This window comes from Campylobacter concisus (assembly GCF_015230035.1).
Classification (GTDB): domain Bacteria; phylum Campylobacterota; class Campylobacteria; order Campylobacterales; family Campylobacteraceae; genus Campylobacter_A; species Campylobacter_A concisus_BK.
In genome coordinates this window covers 117,273-132,388 of the sequence record NZ_JAAKZD010000002.1, presented here as the reverse complement: position 1 = coordinate 132,388, position 15,116 = coordinate 117,273, and the positions used below count along the sequence as shown (strand labels likewise).

The following is a 15,116-nucleotide window of genomic DNA, read 5'->3' as shown; positions in this document are numbered from 1 at the left end:
AATGTATGTTTTGTTTGAAGGCATTGACGGCGTTGGCAAGAGTACGCAGATAGAAATTTTAGCTTCTAAATTTAGTGATGCCATCGTCACAAAAGAGCCAGGTGGCACAAAGCTTGGTGAAAATTTACGTGAAATTTTACTAAGCTCAAGCATCAAAATAGGCAAAAGAGCTGAAATTTTACTCTTTTTAGCTGATAGGGCTGAGCATTTTGAAAAGCTGGTCGCTCCAAATTTAGGCAAACTGATTTTAAGCGACAGAGGCTTTATCTCTGGCATCGCCTACGCTTTGGCAAATGATGAAAACTTAGATGAAAACGTGCTTTTAGAGCTTAATAAATTTGCACTAAATGATAAATTTGCAGATAAGATAGTCTTTTTTGAAGCAAGCCGTGAGCTTATAAGCTCGCGCTTAAAAGCAAGAGGCACAAGCGATAAGATCGAAGCTCGTGGGCTAGAGTATCTTTTAAAAGTGCAAAGCCTGATGAAGCAAATTCTCATCAAAAATAGCTTTGAAACGCTTTTTATAGACGCATCTAAAAGCATAGAGCTAATTTCAAAAGAGATAGAAAATTTTATAAATTTTAAGTAAAATCACAAAAAAAATAAAAAAAGGATAATGCGATGATAACGGCACTTCGTGGCATGAAAGATATGCTTCCAGCTCGCGCAAAACTTTACGCACAGATAATCAAAACCTGCGAGGAAGTCGCAAAAAACTACGGATATGAGCAAATTTTGACCCCACACCTCGAGGAGACGGCGCTTTTTAAAAGAAGCGTCGGCGAGAGCAGTGACATCGTGGGCAAAGAGATGTATCAGTTTGAAGACAAAGGCGGAAACGACGTTTGTTTGCGTCCTGAGGGCACGGCTGGAGTGGTTAGAGCCTTTATCGAGGCAAAACTTGACAGAGCAAACGTGACAAAACGCTGCTTTTATCACGGCTCGATGTTTCGCTACGAGCGCCCACAAAAAGGCCGTTTGAGAGAATTTCACCAGTTTGGCTGTGAGTGCTTTGGCGAGGGCAGCGTCTATGAGGATGCGAGCATTATCTTAATGGTGAGCGAAATTTTTAACAGACTAAATATAAAAACAACCCTAAAAATAAACTCACTTGGCGACGAGAGCTCTATGAAGTCTTACAAAGCAAAGCTTGTCAAATTTCTAGATGAAAACGACGACAGAATTTGCGAAGACTGCAAAAGACGCAAGCTTTTAAACCCTATCCGCGTGCTTGACTGCAAGATAGAAAGCTGCCAAGAAATTTATAAAAACGCTCCAGTTATCACTGATAGCTTAAGCTGCGAGGCGCAGGCTGACTTTGCAAAACTGCAAGAAATTTTAACGGCAAATGGCGTTAAATTTGAGACAGACACTAAGCTCGTTCGTGGGCTAGACTACTACTGCAAGACGGCGTTTGAGTTTATCAGCAACGAGATCGGCTCACAAAGCGCAGTTGCAGGGGGTGGCAGATACGATAGGCTCGTTGAATATCTTGGCGGTAGAGCAAGTTACGGTGTTGGCTTTGCGATGGGCGTTGAGAGGATAATGGAAATTTTAGGTGAGGCTGAAGATGAGCGAGACGGAGTTTATCTTTGCGCGCTTGATGCGGCGAATGTTGATTTTATCTATAATCTTGGCTCAAAACTTCGCAAAAAATATCAGGTTGAAATTTCTTATGAAGCTAAAAAACTTCAAAAACACCTGCAAAATGCCGACAATAAAAATGCAAAAATTTTCCTTTGCGTGGGCGAAAATGAGATGAAAGAGAATAAAATTTGGTATAAAAATTTAGAGACCAAAGAAGAAAAAACGATAAATTTAGATGAGCTTGAAAAGGAGCTGGGATGAATGATTTTGGACTTAGCATTTGGGGCAATTCAAATTTTGTGATAGAAGATGGTAAAGTCTGCATAAACGAAGCTAGCAAGCCAGCGATCATCGACATCGTAAAAGAGATAAGAGACGATGGCTACAGAGGGCCGCTACTACTTCGTTTTCCGCACCTTATCCAAAAGCAGATCGAGCAGATCCACGCAAGCTTTGCAAAGGCAAAGAAAGAGTTTGCCTACAAAGGTAGCTTTAACGCCGTTTTCCCGCTTAAGGTCAATCAATATCCAGGCTTTGTAAAAAACCTAGTACGCCTTGGCAAGCCCTATAACTACGGCCTCGAGGCTGGTAGCAAGGCTGAGCTACTTCTAACTATGGCTTATAACAACGACAAAGCGCCTATAACGGTAAATGGCTTTAAAGATAAAGAGATGATAAACATAGGCTTTATCGCCGCTGAAATGGGGCATAATATCACACTAACGATTGAGGGCTTAAACGAGCTTGAAGCGATAATCGCCATCGCAAAAGAGCGCTTTAAACCAAAACCAAAGATCGGACTTAGAGTAAGACTACACTCGACAGGATCGGGGCTCTGGGCAAAAAGTGGAGGCATACACTCTAAATTTGGACTAACATCAACCGAGCTAATAGAAGCTGTAAAGATGCTAAAAAAGGCAAATTTACTTGAAAACTTCACGATGATACACTTTCACATCGGCTCTCAAATAAGCGAGATACATCCGCTCAAAAAAGCACTCATCGAGGCTGGCAACATCTACGCTGAGCTTAGAAAAATGGGCGCCTCAAATTTAAAAGCTATAAATTTAGGTGGTGGTCTTGCGATCGAATACTCGCAGTTTAAAGAGGAGAGCAGCAGAAACTATACGCTAAACGAATACGCAAACGACGTTGTTTATATGCTTAAAACTATAAGCGAGCAAAAAAAGGAGATCGAGCCAGATATCTTCATAGAGTCAGGTCGCTACATCGCCGCTTCTCATGCGCTTTTGGTCGCTCCTGTGCTTGAGCTATTTTCTCAAGAATACACCGAAGAGAAGCTAAATTTAAAGAAAAACAATCCAAATTTAATAACCGAGCTAGTTGATCTTTATAAATCAATCAAGCCTTCAAATGCTCTAGAATACCTGCACGACGCCATCCACCACACAGAAAGCATCCTCACGCTCTTTGATTTAGGATATGTCGATCTGCAAGATAGATCAAACGCAGAGGTGCTTTTAAGGCTCATTAGTAAAAAAGCTGTCGTGATGCTTGGCAACAAGAGCAACTCAAGCGATCTAACTAAAATTCAAAAAGAGGTTCAAGAGAGATACCTACTAAATTTCTCGATCTTTCAAAGCTTGCCAGATTTTTGGGGACTAAAACAAAATTTCCCTATCATGCCACTTGACAGGCTAGATGAGCGCCCTACCCTGCCAGCTTCGATCTGGGATATCACTTGCGATAGTGACGGCGAGATCAGCTATGATGACGAGAAAAACCCACTGCTTTTGCACGATGTGGATGTGGAGAAGGAGGATTATTTCTTGGGATTTTTCCTGGTTGGCGCATATCAAGAGGTGATCGGCATGAAGCACAACCTCTTCACTCATCCGACAGAAGCTACCGTGGAGATAACAAGTGATGGCTACAAAATCACAAATTTACTAGAGAGCCAGTCGATCCTTGATATCATGGAGGACATGGACTACGATATCTACGAAATCCAAGACACTCTAAATGAGCGCCTAGAGAAATCAACTCTGATAAACGAAACACAAAAGAAGCAAATTTTGGGCGAACTTTATCTATTTTTAAATGACAATAGCTACTTAAAAACAATCAACTAAAAAGGACTAAAAATGCAACTAGCAAACAGAATGCAAACATTGAGCGAATCAATCACAATCGCGATCAGCACAAAGGCCAAAGAGATGAAGGCTGCTGGCATCGACGTGATCTCGCTTTCAGCTGGTGAGCCTGACTTTATGACTCCAAAAAAGATAAGAGATGCTGTAAAAAACGCACTTGATAACGACAGCAAAAGTGGCAAATACACGCCAGTGCCGGGCTTGCCTGAGGTTATAGAGGCCATTAGAGCAAAGCTAAAAAGAGATAATGGACTTGACTACAAAGCAAATCAAATCGTCACAAATATCGGCGCAAAGCACTCACTTTTTAATGTATTTCAAGCGCTTATCAACTCAGGCGACGAGGTCATCATCCCATCTCCATACTGGGTGAGCTACCCTGAGATCGTTAAATTTTGTGGTGGTGTGCCTGTCTTTATCGAGGCAGACGAGAGCACAAATTTCAAAGTCACAGCCGAGCAGCTAAAAAAAGCGATCACACCAAAAACAAAGGTATTTTCGCTAAATCACCCGACAAATCCAACTGGAGCTGTATATACAAAAGAGGAGATCGCGGCATTTGGCGAGGTTTTAAAGGGCAGTGATATCATCATCACAAGCGATGAAATTTATGAAAAAGTGATCTACGGTAAGAAATTTCACGCAGTAGCCTCCGTAAGCGAGGATCTTTTTAAAAGAACGGTCACGATAAATGGCCTAAGTAAGTGTGGCGCGATGCCTGGCTGGAGATTTGGCTATATAGCAAGCTCGATGGACTGGCTGATTGCCGGCATCAAAAAGCTTCAAAGCCAAAGCACAAGCAACATTAGCTCGATCGTGCAAATAGGCGCTATCCCGTCACTTCTAGGTGAAACTGACGAAGATATCGAAAACATGAGAAAAGAGTACGAGAAAAGACGCGACGTGGCAGTTGAGATGATAAACGCTATCCCTGGGCTAAGCGTAGTTAAGCCTGATGGCGCGTTTTATCTATTTGTAAAATGCAAAGATGTAGATGGCGACTCACTTAGATTTTGCAAAAAAATGCTTGAAGAGGCGAACGTAGCGACTGTGCCAGGTGTGGGCTTTGGTATGGATGGATATTTTAGAATTTCTTTTGCGACAGACATCGAGAGCATAAAAAGAGCGATCGAGAGGATCGCAAATTTTGTAAAAAGCTACAAAATTTAATGATCAAATTTAGAGTAAATGGCAAAATTTTCGAGCTTGAAAACGATATAAATGTTTATGATTTTTTAGCTCAAAATGGCTATGAGATTAAATTTATAGCCCTTGAGCGAGACGGAGAAATTTTGCCAAAAAAGCTTTGGCGTGAGCGCTTCATGAGCGAGGGCAAAGCTTATGAGATCGTCACTTTAGTTGGCGGTGGATGAGGAGAAAATGATAGAGATAATACTAAATGGCGCAAAATTTAAGGTGCCAGTAAAAAGCCTTAGCGAGCTAAAAGAGCTTGCTCTTGGCGATAAAGAGAGTGAAATTTATAAATTTTTAGAGAAATTTAACGCGACAAAGCCAGATATTTTTATCGTCGATGGCTTTGCTATAAAAGAAGATAGCGAGCTAAAAGATGGCTCAAATGTCGTATTTATAAGGCGTGGCGTGATGCCTGAGCGTGAAGTTTTACGCTCGATGATCGCCTCACGTAATAGCCCTGAGCTAAATTTGGCCCTAAGCAGGGCAGTGATCGGCGTAGCTGGACTTGGCGGCCTTGGCTCAAATATCGCACTAAGCCTGGCAAGAGTTGGCGTAAAAAAGCTAGTGCTTGCCGATTTTGACGTCGTTGAGCCAAGCAATCTAAACCGCCAGCAGTATTTCGTCCGCCACATCGGCTTAAAAAAGACGCAGGCGCTTAAAGAGCTGATAAATGACGTAAATCCTTTTGTCAAGGTCGAAACTCACGATATATTTTTAGATGAAAAAAACGTGGCTAGCGTCTTTGGCGAGTGTGAAATTTTATGCGAAGCCTTTGACAACGTCGCTGGCAAGGCGATGATACTAAACGAAGCTGGCGCAAGCCTAAAAGATAAAAAGATCATCGGCGCCTCTGGCATGGCTGGATACTTTAGCTCAAATCTCATAAAAACCATAAAATTTGCCAAAAATGTCTATCTTTGCGGCGACCTCACAAATGAGGCGAAGATCGGTCAAGGGCTCATGGCACCGCGCGTCGCAGTCTGCGCAAACCACGAGGCAAATTTAGCCATTAGACTACTTATGGGCTTGGAGGCGTAAGTGCAAAGTGATAGTTTGATCCTTGGCGGTAAGGAGTTTCAAAGCCGCTTTATCCTTGGCTCTGGCAAGTACTCGCACGAGCTCATCGACTCAGCCGTAAACGAGGCTGGCGCGCAAATTTTAACCCTTGCTCTTAGGCGCATAAACGAGAGCAAAGAGCGAAATATACTCGACTTTATCCCAAAAGGTGTGACGCTTTTGCCAAACACAAGTGGCGCTAGAAACGCCAAAGAGGCCGTTCGTATCGCACAGCTTGCACGTGAGCTTGGGTGTGGCGAGCTTGTTAAGATAGAGATCATCACTGACTCTAAATTTCTCTTTCCAGACAACGCTGAGACGATAAAAGCCTGCGAAGCCTTGGCAAATGACGGCTTTGTGCCAATGCCCTATATGTTTCCAGATCTAAACGCCGCAAGAGCGATGCTAAGTGCAGGAGCAAGTTGCATAATGCCTCTAGCTGCGCCCATTGGCTCAAACCAAGGGCTAGTTTTTAAAGATATCATTGAAATTTTGATAAACGAGCTTGACACGCAGATCATCGTTGATGCTGGCATCGGCAGGCCTTCACAAGCGTGCGAAGCGATGGAGATGGGAGCGGCTGCTATCATGGCAAACACAGCCATCGCCTCATCTAAAAATATCCCGCTCATGGCAAGAGCCTTCAAAGAGGCCATCATCGCTGGTCGCAATGCCTATCTAGCAGGCCTTGGCGCAAAGAGCAAAAGCGCAAATGCCTCATCACCGCTCACTGGATTTTTAGACTGATGAAATTTACAAGAACCGACCACATGCAGCTACTACCTCACATGCAGGATGTTGGCAGCGATATTATGGATGAAATTTTAAAAGAGCGCGCGAACTATAAGCCAGAAAACTACACCGAAGCAGACGTAAAAGCAGCTCTTAATGCAAAGCACTGCTCGCTTGAAAATCTAAAAGCCCTACTCTCGCCTGCTGCAGCGCCATTTTTAGAGCCAATAGCCAAACTCGCTCAGGCAAAGACAAGGGCAAATTTTGGCTCAAACATCACGCTTTTTACTCCGCTTTACATAGCAAACTACTGCGATAATCTCTGCGTTTATTGCGGTTTTAATGCTAAAAACAATATAAAAAGGGCAAAGCTAAGCGACGAGGAGATCACAAGGGAGCTAAGAGAAATTTCAAAGAGCGGCTTAGAAGAAATTTTGATCCTAACTGGCGAGAGCGAGACTAATTCAAGTGTCGCTTACATCGCAAACGCCTGCGCTTTGGCAAAGAAATTTTTTAAAGTCGTTGGGGTTGAAATTTATCCGCTAAACTCAGAGGGCTACGCCCTACTTCACAAAAGCGGCGCAGACTACGTGACCGTCTTTCAAGAGACCTACAATCCCACAAAATACGAAAAGATCCACCTTGGCGGCAACAAAAGGATATTCCCATACCGTTTAAATGCGCAAGAGCGAGCGATTCTTGGAGGTATGAGAGGGGTTGGCTTTGCGGCACTTCTTGGCATAGATGACTTTAGACTTGACGCCTTTGCTACGGCACTGCACGCAAGTTTAGTTCAAAAAAAGTATCCGCACGCCGAGATCGCATTTTCATGCCCAAGACTTCGCCCTATCATCAACAACGACCGCATTAATCCCCGCGACGTGGGCGAGCGCGAGCTTTTGCAAGTAATCTGCGCTTATAGAATTTTCATGCCAACAGCCAGCATAACGATCTCAACCAGAGAAAAGGCGAAATTTCGCGACAACGCCATAAAGATAGCTGCAAATAAGATAAGCGCTGGCGTAAAAGTAAGCATCGGCGCTCACGGTGAAGAGAAAAAGGGCGACGAGCAGTTTGAGATAAGCGACAGTAGAAGCGTGGATGAGATCAAGGCTATGATAAAAGCAAACGGCCTAGAGCCCTTGATGAGCGAGTATATCTATGTTTAAAATTCTCTGCGTAGCCGACTTTGAAAGCTACGAGGGCGATGACTTTTTAAAGAGAATTCAGATACTTTGCAAGGCTGGCGTGGATGAAATTTTGCTTCGTGCAAAGGGGCTAAGCGAGGCTCAGTTTTACGATCTTGCTAGGGTTGTGGCTCAAATTTGTGAAAACTACCGCAAGAAATTTATCATTAATCAATTTTTTGACGTGGCTTGCAAGCTAAAGAGCGACTTTTGGCTCACTTCGGCACAACTTGATTTTTTTAAAAATCACGGCGTTTTTTTAGAAGAATTTAGAAAAACAGCTAAAATTTACGCCCCAGCTCACGACCTAGAGCAGGCTAAAATTTCAGCCACTATCGCTGATGTGCTCGTTGCTTCTCATATATTTGCCACCTCTTGCAAGGCGGGTTTAGAGCCAAAAGGGCTAAATTTTATAAGTGAGCTAAAAAGCTTTGATAAAGAAATTTACGCACTTGGCGGACTAGATAGCGGGAACTACAAAGAGGCCATAAAAGCTGGCGCAAGCGGAGTTTGTTTTATGAGCCTAGCGATGAACAGCGATATAGAGCTTATAAAAAAGATAGTAGAGAGCAAAAACGGCTAAATTTAGTATAAATTACATAAAATAATACGTAAAATTTTACTCATTTTTGCTAGCGATATATGTTTTTATATCAAATATAAGTAGCGTCACAAGCGATGGCAGCATATAGGAGTTTAGCACTAAAAGCAGCGACTTTGTCAAATTTGACTTTATTAAAGTCTCTATGTCAAGGCTGCTGTTGTAGTTAAAAAAATATAGCAAGGCAAACTCGCCAACAAGAACTATACGAGTGATCTTTAGCAAGATGTCATTTCCCGGTCTTGCAAATTTATCATCGACCACAAGCGACAAAGTGATCCAGCCAAGCAACCAAACTGCGCAGGCTAAAGCATAAATAGTAATGCTTTCATCAAATTTTTCAAGTAGTAAAAATACCAAAGGTTGCAAAAAATACAAGGCTAGCGATAAACCAAAGAAGTGAGCTAAAGGCTAGCAGGCAAACACAGCCAAAGATAGAAATGGCAGAGATAAAGCCAAAAACCTCTAACCAAAGATAGTAGGCCAGCGCATAGGATAAAAAAGAAAAAACAAGCCAAATTTTAATAACAAGTCGCCACCTATTTGCAAAGGCAGCGGCTTTTAAATTTAGGCTATCTGTCAAACCCATTTACGAGATTTTCTTTTGTTTTGGGCGGAAAACTTTCATCACGTTTTCATCGGTCTCGATAAACGCACCCTCGATCAGGTCTATGCAGTATGGCACCGCTGGAAATACAGGCTCCAAGCACTCTTTTATAGCCTTTGGCTGACCTGGTAAATTTATGATGAGCGCGTGGCCTCTGATGCCTGCTGTTTGGCGTGATAGGATCGCTGTTGGGACGTATTGCAAGCTTGCAGCTCTCATTAGCTCGCCAAAGCCTGGCATCATCTTCTCGCAAACTGCCTCAGTAGCCTCTGGAGTGACATCTCTCACTGCTGGTCCAGTGCCTCCAGTCGTTAGCACAAGGTCGCATCCTAGCACGTCTATCATGTGCACGAGCCTCTCTTTTATAAGATCAAGCTCATCTGGGATCACCTCGTAAAAATACTCTCTCTCGCTTACTATCCAACCATCAAGTACCTCTTTGATCGCTGGACCTGATTTGTCCTCGTATGTGCCCTCACTTGCGCGATCTGACATAGTCAGAATTCCTATTTTTGCTTTCATTTTTTCTCCTTTATTAGTAGTTTTCATTTAAAATTTTAGCAAGCGTCTCTTTATCTACGCTCTCATAAGCAAGCAGATATGAGCTTATCCTTGCGATCTGCTCGTTTGTACCCTTTAAAAAGGAGATTATCTCCTCTTTTGCCTGTTTTAAAATCTCTTCCACATCGTTTGGATTTGGCACGAAAGAATTTCCCATGCCGTATTCATAAACCATCTTTGAGGCGATCTCTTTTGCTAAATTTAGATCGTTGCTTGAGTTTGAAAAGATGTCATTCTCATCTATCTCAAGCTTGCACATGCCAGATATGAGCACCTTTATGCGTGAGAGCATCTGCGACTTCGACTCGATCTCTTGCTCAGTCGCCATAAAGCGATCTTCTATGAGCGAAATTTTTTCAAATTTCACATCAAACCAGTAGGCACTTAGCGCCTTTGCACCTTGATAGATGGCTTGAATTTTCTTCTCGCTCTCGCTGTAGCTTAGCACCTTTTTCTTGCCGAGCAAGACCTTGTTTAAAACAGCCTCAAAGTCCCTCATCCTAAGCACGCTCTCGCCATTTCTTAGGGCGTTTATCGCAGCTTCATTTACAAGCGTGCTAAGCGCTGCGCCAGAAAAGCCAACACTCATTCTAGCGATATCCTCGGCTGGCATTTCGCAGTTTTTATCTTTTAGATATGTGTTTAGGATCGCCACCCTGTCGTTATAATCAGGCATTGATAAAAATATACGCCTATCAAAGCGGCCCGATCTAAGTAGCGCCTCGTCGATCATCTCTATCCTGTTTGTCGCAGCTATGACGATGACGCCAGAATTGTCCTCAAAGCCATCCATCTCGGTTAGCAGCTGATTGAGTGTGGCTTCTCGCTCGTCGTTTCTAGCCCCACCCCTGCTCTTGCCAACGGCGTCTATCTCGTCGATAAAAATGATCGAAGGCGCGTAAGATTTGGCTCTGCTAAAGAGTTCTCTAACTCTTTTTGCGCCCATGCCGACGTAAATTTGAACAAAGCTTGCTCCATTTTGGTAAAAAAACGGTACATTTGCTTCACCTGCAACAGCCTTTGCCACAAGCGTCTTACCAACGCCTGGAGGGCCTATCATCAGCACGCCTTTTGGCATTTTGATACCAAAATTTCTATATTTTTGCGGATTTTTAAGAAAATCAACTATCTCACTAAGCTCGCTTTTGACCTCGCTAATGCCTGCCACATCGCTAAATCTCACGTTTGAGATAACTGGCATCGCATTTTGGTTTAGCACGCTTTCTATCTCAAAAGCGCCGTCTTTTTTGTTTAAAAGGCTCTCCTCTTTTTTCTTAATAGCCCTAAAAATATAGGAATACCAAAGCACAAGGCAAACAAAGATGATGCTTCCCCAGACCATGCCAGGAGTGATATACTGCACGCTTCGCTCGACTGGAACCTTTTTGATGAGCTCTTTTATATCTATGCCCTCTTTTATGATGGCAAAGCGGTTATTTTGCGCATAGAGGATGACCTCGTCTTCGTCGATGACCGCTTTATCGATGAAATTTCCATCCATTAGTTGCATATATTGCGAGTAGGTGATGTTTCGTGGCTCTTTGCTAACAGCAAAAAGTAGCGCTATTATCAGAGCCACAGCGGCTATTATCAGGATATTTTTTTTGTTAAATTTAAATTTTTGCATAATTGGCATCTGGCTTAATTTCATATTCGCTTACCTCCAACCACTCTTTTGTTATGTCATTTTGACTAGAAATTTTAGCTTTGTTGTAAAACTGATCAAAGCCCTCGTAAAAGTCGCCGTTTTTTTGCTCAACTAAAATTTTTAAAGCCCCGTTATGATTTTTTCTAAAATTTTCATTGTTCTTAAAGGCAATGCCTTGCAAAACCTTTAGCCTTGCCTTTGCTACATCGCCGCTTACATCGCTTTTTAGTGTCGCTGAGTGCGTATCACGCCTAGGCGAATAGACAAAAGCGTGCAGATGTGTGATAGGAAATTTCTTGAAATTCTCCACCGCTTCTGCCCAAATTTCTTCACTCTCACCTGGATGACCCACGATGTAGTCAGTCCCCAAAGCAAAGCCAAGGGAGCTTAGCTCATTAAAAAGCTCTAGGTCGCTAAATGCGTTGTTTCGCCTGCGCATGATCTTTAGCATCGCCTCGCTCGTGTGCTGAAGTGCGATGTGAAGATGGCGCTCCAGCCACTCCTCTTTTAAAATTTCTCTAAAACTCTCATCTATCTGGCTTGGTTCGATACTGCCAAGTCTTATGCGTCTGATGCCTGAAATTTTGCCTAAATTTGCTAGCAATTTGCCAAGAGAGCTATTTGTATCTTTACCGTAACTGCCTATGTTTGTGCCAGTTAAGACGAGCTCATTATAGCCATTTTGAGCTAAAATTCTAGCTTCTTTTAAGATCATCGCTTCATCCATGCTCCTAGCTTTGCCGCGCACTGAGGGGATGATGCAGTAGCTGCAGTTAAAGTTGCAACCTTCTTGAATTTTTATAAAGGCCTTTGTGTGATTTTCGTAGTTTGTGACGATGTTTTTATCGACTGAATTTAAATTTCCAAGCTCAAAAAATGGCTTCTCTTGTTTTAAAAGCTCGTTTAGATCACTCTTTTTACTAGCTCCTAGCACACCAAAGACGCCGCTACTAAAAAGCTCCTTGCCCTTACTAACTGCACCACATCCTGTTAGTATGACCTTTGCGCCGCGTCTTTTTACGCCGTTTATATAGTTTCTAACGCCGCTATCAGCCGAATTTGTCACGGTGCATGAGTTTATAACGACGATATCAGCAACCTCTTCGTCGTTTGTGATCTCGTAGTCTTTGATGTAGCTCTTTAAAAGCTCGGTGTCATAGATATTTGTGCGGCATCCAAATGTTTTAAAAAATATCTTTTGCATTAGATATTTTCGCCCTCTTGCTCAGCGTGAGCTACGTGATCGCTTGGCGTTTCTTTTTTGCCTATAAACATAGTTTGTGTTGGGTAAGCTATCTTTATATCATCATGAGCCAAAAATGCCTCTATGATCTCAGCGCTTATCGTGCTTCTAAGAGCGAGCGTGGCGTATGAGTTAGACATAAACCAGCATGAGATATTTATGCCGTAAGGCTCAAAAAATGTATAAATTCTTGGCTCTACGTTTGGATTTTTGATGCTGTACTGGCTTCTTAGCTTGTTCATCTGACGTTTTGCGATGTCAGTGTAGCCTTTTGAATATTTTTTTACTATATTTTTTGCTAGATAGGCGGCCTTTTTGTGATTGCTATCAAAGCTTATCACGACATCTATGCCATCCCAAACGGTCTTCATGCCGTAGTGCGAGTAGTTTGCGATGAGATCTGTAAAGATGTAGTTATTTGGCACAAAGATGATCCTACCTGCACGGCGGTTTGTCTTATAGGTCGAGTAGCTAACGTCTTCAAAAACGGTTAAGCGAAGCAGCGAAATATCTATCACATCGCCCACAAATTCGCTACCGTCGTGATAGACCCTGACGCGGTCTCCCACATGGATCGTGCCACCAAACATGATAACCATCCAGCCAAGCATACTCATAAACATATCTTTCATCGCAATAGCGATACCAGCTGAGGCAAAACCTAGCACGGTTACTAGATATGTGACGTTTTCGATGTATGAAAAGAGCAAAATTATGATGATAACGGTGATGTTTAGCACGTTTAAGAATTTATTGACCGTGTAAAATCTCTCGTTATCCGTGATCGTTCTTTTAACAATAAATTTAGCGATAAATGTTAGTCCGATCGTTAAAAGGATGACGATGGCTGTGTAGCCCATGCTTAAAAACTGAGCCTTTATGTCAGATGTCGTCATATTTACCGCTTCATCTGCCCTTTTTTCATAGACGCTATAAGTGGTATCAGCGATCTGTTTTGCCGCTTTGAAGTCACCTATCTCTTGCTTTGCAAGGTTTAGACTTGCTCTATTTTGCTCGCTGTCATCTATCAAATTTAGCCTATTTAGCAAATTCTCTTTTGCTTCAAGCTTTTCAAGCAAGGTGTCAAGCTCTTTGATGTGTCTTTGATACTCTATCTTGTCGCTTCTTATCTTTTTGATGTATGAAAAGCCAGATACCAGCGCCACTGGGCTATTTATCCTAGGTGGTGTCTCCATTTCTGGTGCTGCAAGCATATTTGAAAATGGTGTTTTCTCATACTCTTTTAGCAAATTTATCTGCTCTTTTAGAGTTTGACTTCTCTTAATGAGATCGCCACCTCTTTTTGAGCCTTTGTCAAGCTTTTTAAGCTCATTTTCATTTTGCTCTAGCTCATCAAGAAGCTTTTGATAGGTGTTGTAGTTGGCGTATCTTGTGATCCAGATGTTGTTTTTTAGGGAGTTATCTAGGTTTGAAATTTCTTTTATAAGCTCGCTATTTTGTAAATTTTGTGAGACATTTTGCTCAAGTGTAGCGTTCTCTTCAGCGTAAAGCGCAAAGCAAAAAACTAAAAAAACTAGGATCTTTTTCATTTAAATTCTCTCAAAGTTTCTAAAATGTCCTCTTTTTTGACGTCATTTTTGATGAACGCACTGCCGATTTTATCTGCGATGATGAAATTTATCTTATCACCTTTTGTCTTTTTATCCATAAAAAACGCCTCGTAAAATGCATATTCATTTTCTATTTTATAGCATACAGGCAGATCAAATTTTACTAATACCTGCTTGATCTCCTCTGCCTGCGCCTCGCTCATGAGACCCAGTCTAACACTTAGGTGATTTGCCATATTCATACCTATCGCCACCGCTTCGCCGTGTAAAAATTCTTTGTAGTTTGTCTCATTTTCGATGACGTGAGCAAAGGTGTGTCCGTAGTTTAGGATGGCTCTTAGACCCTTTTCTTTCTCGTCTTGCTCGACCACCCTAGCCTTTAAATTTATCGACTTTTCAACTAGCTTTGCTAAATTTTCATCGTCTAAATTTACGCTCTTTAGCCAGCTAAACATCTCTTTATCAAAGGTTATCGCCATTTTCAAGGCTTCAGCCACGCCAGCTGCAAATTCTCTCTTTGGCAATGTTTTTAAGAAATTTATCTCGCAAAAAACTGCCTTTGGCTGATAAAATGAGCCTATTAAATTTTTACCAAATTTGTTATTTACCCCAGTTTTTCCGCCCACACTAGCATCGACTTGTGCTAGAAGCGTGGTTGGGATATTAATGAAGCTTATCCCTCTTTCATATATGCTTGCCGCAAAGCCAGTCATATCGCTGATGACGCCACCGCCAAGAGCTATGAGCGTAGATGAGCGGTCAAATTTACTAACAAAAAGCTGCTCTAAAATTTGCTCTATCGTTGTTAAATTTTTATACTCCTCGCCGTCTGGCACGCTTATGATAAATTTCTCATCGCACTTTAAAACGCTAAGTAGCTTTTCAAGGTGAAGCCCCGCCACTTTGGCGTTTGTGACGATGCCAACCTTGCCTTTTAGCTCTAATCTCTCAAGCTCGTTTATATAAATTTTATAGCTTGACGCCTTTTCCTTAAGGTTTAAATTTATCTGCATTT

Annotated in this window: 16 protein-coding genes; 9 read left to right on the top strand and 7 right to left on the bottom strand. The window is 42.2% G+C overall.

Annotated features, from left to right (window positions below; genetic code table 11):
• Window position 1: 1 nt before the first annotated feature.
• The 9 genes from tmk to G6W41_RS01830 are packed head-to-tail and all read left to right on the top strand — an operon-like array spanning window position 2 to window position 8,453.
• A complete protein-coding gene (gene tmk / locus G6W41_RS01870; protein WP_149701617.1) occupies window positions 2-589 on the top strand; it encodes a dTMP kinase in 588 nt (195 codons plus the stop codon).
• A 32-nt stretch (window positions 590-621) separates the two neighbouring features.
• The gene (hisS, locus tag G6W41_RS01865) at window positions 622-1,848 is read left to right on the top strand and encodes a histidine--tRNA ligase (protein WP_194170444.1); all 1,227 of its coding nucleotides are present in this window, start codon (window positions 622-624) and stop codon (window positions 1,846-1,848) included.
• Window positions 1,845-3,680 (top strand): biosynthetic arginine decarboxylase, encoded by a 1,836-nt coding sequence (gene speA / locus G6W41_RS01860; protein WP_009293792.1) that lies wholly within the window; start codon window positions 1,845-1,847, stop codon window positions 3,678-3,680. The genes hisS and speA overlap by 4 nt, the downstream gene beginning before the upstream one ends.
• A gap of 12 nt (window positions 3,681-3,692) precedes the next feature.
• Complete coding sequence (locus G6W41_RS01855) at window positions 3,693-4,871, top strand: pyridoxal phosphate-dependent aminotransferase (RefSeq protein WP_194170443.1); 1,179 nt, start codon at window positions 3,693-3,695, stop codon at window positions 4,869-4,871.
• Window positions 4,871-5,074, top strand: coding sequence for a sulfur carrier protein ThiS (gene thiS, locus G6W41_RS01850; protein WP_103595295.1), 204 nt, complete (start codon window positions 4,871-4,873; stop codon window positions 5,072-5,074). Before G6W41_RS01855 ends, thiS begins: the two co-directional genes overlap by 1 nt.
• A gap of 7 nt (window positions 5,075-5,081) precedes the next feature.
• Entirely contained in the window at window positions 5,082-5,933 is an 852-nt protein-coding gene (gene thiF / locus G6W41_RS01845; RefSeq protein ID WP_194170442.1) for a sulfur carrier protein ThiS adenylyltransferase ThiF, read from the top strand.
• Window positions 5,934-6,698: a thiazole synthase gene (locus tag G6W41_RS01840; RefSeq protein WP_009293788.1), complete on the top strand. Its 765-nt coding sequence runs from the start codon at window positions 5,934-5,936 to the stop codon at window positions 6,696-6,698. It abuts the gene before it with no gap.
• Entirely contained in the window at window positions 6,698-7,852 is a 1,155-nt protein-coding gene (thiH, locus tag G6W41_RS01835; RefSeq protein WP_194170441.1) for a 2-iminoacetate synthase ThiH, read from the top strand. Before G6W41_RS01840 ends, thiH begins: the two co-directional genes overlap by 1 nt.
• A complete protein-coding gene (locus G6W41_RS01830; protein WP_194170440.1) occupies window positions 7,845-8,453 on the top strand; it encodes a thiamine phosphate synthase in 609 nt (202 codons plus the stop codon). The genes thiH and G6W41_RS01830 overlap by 8 nt, the downstream gene beginning before the upstream one ends.
• A 36-nt stretch (window positions 8,454-8,489) precedes the next feature.
• Here G6W41_RS01830 and G6W41_RS01825 read toward each other — a convergent pair whose 3' ends face one another.
• From G6W41_RS01825 to aroB, 7 genes are read right to left on the bottom strand one after another with little or no spacing between them, the layout of a single operon-like run.
• On the bottom strand, window positions 8,490-8,831 hold the full coding sequence (locus G6W41_RS01825) for a hypothetical protein (protein WP_194170439.1): 342 nt from the start codon (window positions 8,829-8,831) through the stop codon (window positions 8,490-8,492).
• Window positions 8,812-9,060: a hypothetical protein gene (locus G6W41_RS01820; RefSeq protein ID WP_194170438.1), complete on the bottom strand. Its 249-nt coding sequence runs from the start codon at window positions 9,058-9,060 to the stop codon at window positions 8,812-8,814. The genes G6W41_RS01825 and G6W41_RS01820 overlap by 20 nt, the downstream gene beginning before the upstream one ends.
• Window positions 9,061-9,600 carry a molybdopterin adenylyltransferase gene (gene mog, locus G6W41_RS01815; protein ID WP_002940911.1) on the bottom strand — a complete coding sequence of 180 codons (540 nt, stop codon included), beginning with the start codon at window positions 9,598-9,600 and terminating at the stop codon, window positions 9,061-9,063.
• 13 nt (window positions 9,601-9,613) lie between these two features.
• Complete coding sequence (locus G6W41_RS01810) at window positions 9,614-11,266, bottom strand: ATP-dependent metallopeptidase FtsH/Yme1/Tma family protein (protein WP_194170483.1); 1,653 nt, start codon at window positions 11,264-11,266, stop codon at window positions 9,614-9,616.
• Window positions 11,253-12,491: a tRNA (N(6)-L-threonylcarbamoyladenosine(37)-C(2))-methylthiotransferase MtaB gene (gene mtaB / locus G6W41_RS01805; RefSeq protein WP_194170437.1), complete on the bottom strand. Its 1,239-nt coding sequence runs from the start codon at window positions 12,489-12,491 to the stop codon at window positions 11,253-11,255. Before mtaB ends, G6W41_RS01810 begins: the two co-directional genes overlap by 14 nt.
• Window positions 12,491-14,080, bottom strand: a complete 1,590-nt coding sequence (locus G6W41_RS01800; protein ID WP_103608192.1) for a mechanosensitive ion channel domain-containing protein — start codon at window positions 14,078-14,080, stop codon at window positions 12,491-12,493. Before G6W41_RS01800 ends, mtaB begins: the two co-directional genes overlap by 1 nt.
• Window positions 14,077-15,114, bottom strand: coding sequence for a 3-dehydroquinate synthase (aroB, locus tag G6W41_RS01795; RefSeq protein ID WP_194170436.1), 1,038 nt, complete (start codon window positions 15,112-15,114; stop codon window positions 14,077-14,079). The genes G6W41_RS01800 and aroB overlap by 4 nt, the downstream gene beginning before the upstream one ends.
• Window positions 15,115-15,116 lie beyond the last annotated feature (2 nt).

Coding starts and splice junctions, on each gene's coding strand:
- tmk (WP_149701617.1), top strand. CDS start 2: ATGTATGTTTTGTTTGAAGGCATTGACGGCGTTGGCAAGAGTACGCAG.
- hisS (WP_194170444.1), top strand. CDS start 622: ATGATAACGGCACTTCGTGGCATGAAAGATATGCTTCCAGCTCGCGCA.
- speA (WP_009293792.1), top strand. CDS start 1,845: ATGAATGATTTTGGACTTAGCATTTGGGGCAATTCAAATTTTGTGATA.
- G6W41_RS01855 (WP_194170443.1), top strand. CDS start 3,693: ATGCAACTAGCAAACAGAATGCAAACATTGAGCGAATCAATCACAATC.
- thiS (WP_103595295.1), top strand. CDS start 4,871: ATGATCAAATTTAGAGTAAATGGCAAAATTTTCGAGCTTGAAAACGAT.
- thiF (WP_194170442.1), top strand. CDS start 5,082: ATGATAGAGATAATACTAAATGGCGCAAAATTTAAGGTGCCAGTAAAA.
- thiH (WP_194170441.1), top strand. CDS start 6,698: ATGAAATTTACAAGAACCGACCACATGCAGCTACTACCTCACATGCAG.
- G6W41_RS01830 (WP_194170440.1), top strand. CDS start 7,845: ATGTTTAAAATTCTCTGCGTAGCCGACTTTGAAAGCTACGAGGGCGAT.
- G6W41_RS01820 (WP_194170438.1), bottom strand. CDS start 9,060: ATGGGTTTGACAGATAGCCTAAATTTAAAAGCCGCTGCCTTTGCAAAT.
- mog (WP_002940911.1), bottom strand. CDS start 9,600: ATGAAAGCAAAAATAGGAATTCTGACTATGTCAGATCGCGCAAGTGAG.
- G6W41_RS01810 (WP_194170483.1), bottom strand. CDS start 11,266: ATGCAAAAATTTAAATTTAACAAAAAAAATATCCTGATAATAGCCGCT.
- mtaB (WP_194170437.1), bottom strand. CDS start 12,491: ATGCAAAAGATATTTTTTAAAACATTTGGATGCCGCACAAATATCTAT.
- G6W41_RS01800 (WP_103608192.1), bottom strand. CDS start 14,080: ATGAAAAAGATCCTAGTTTTTTTAGTTTTTTGCTTTGCGCTTTACGCT.
- aroB (WP_194170436.1), bottom strand. CDS start 15,114: ATGCAGATAAATTTAAACCTTAAGGAAAAGGCGTCAAGCTATAAAATT.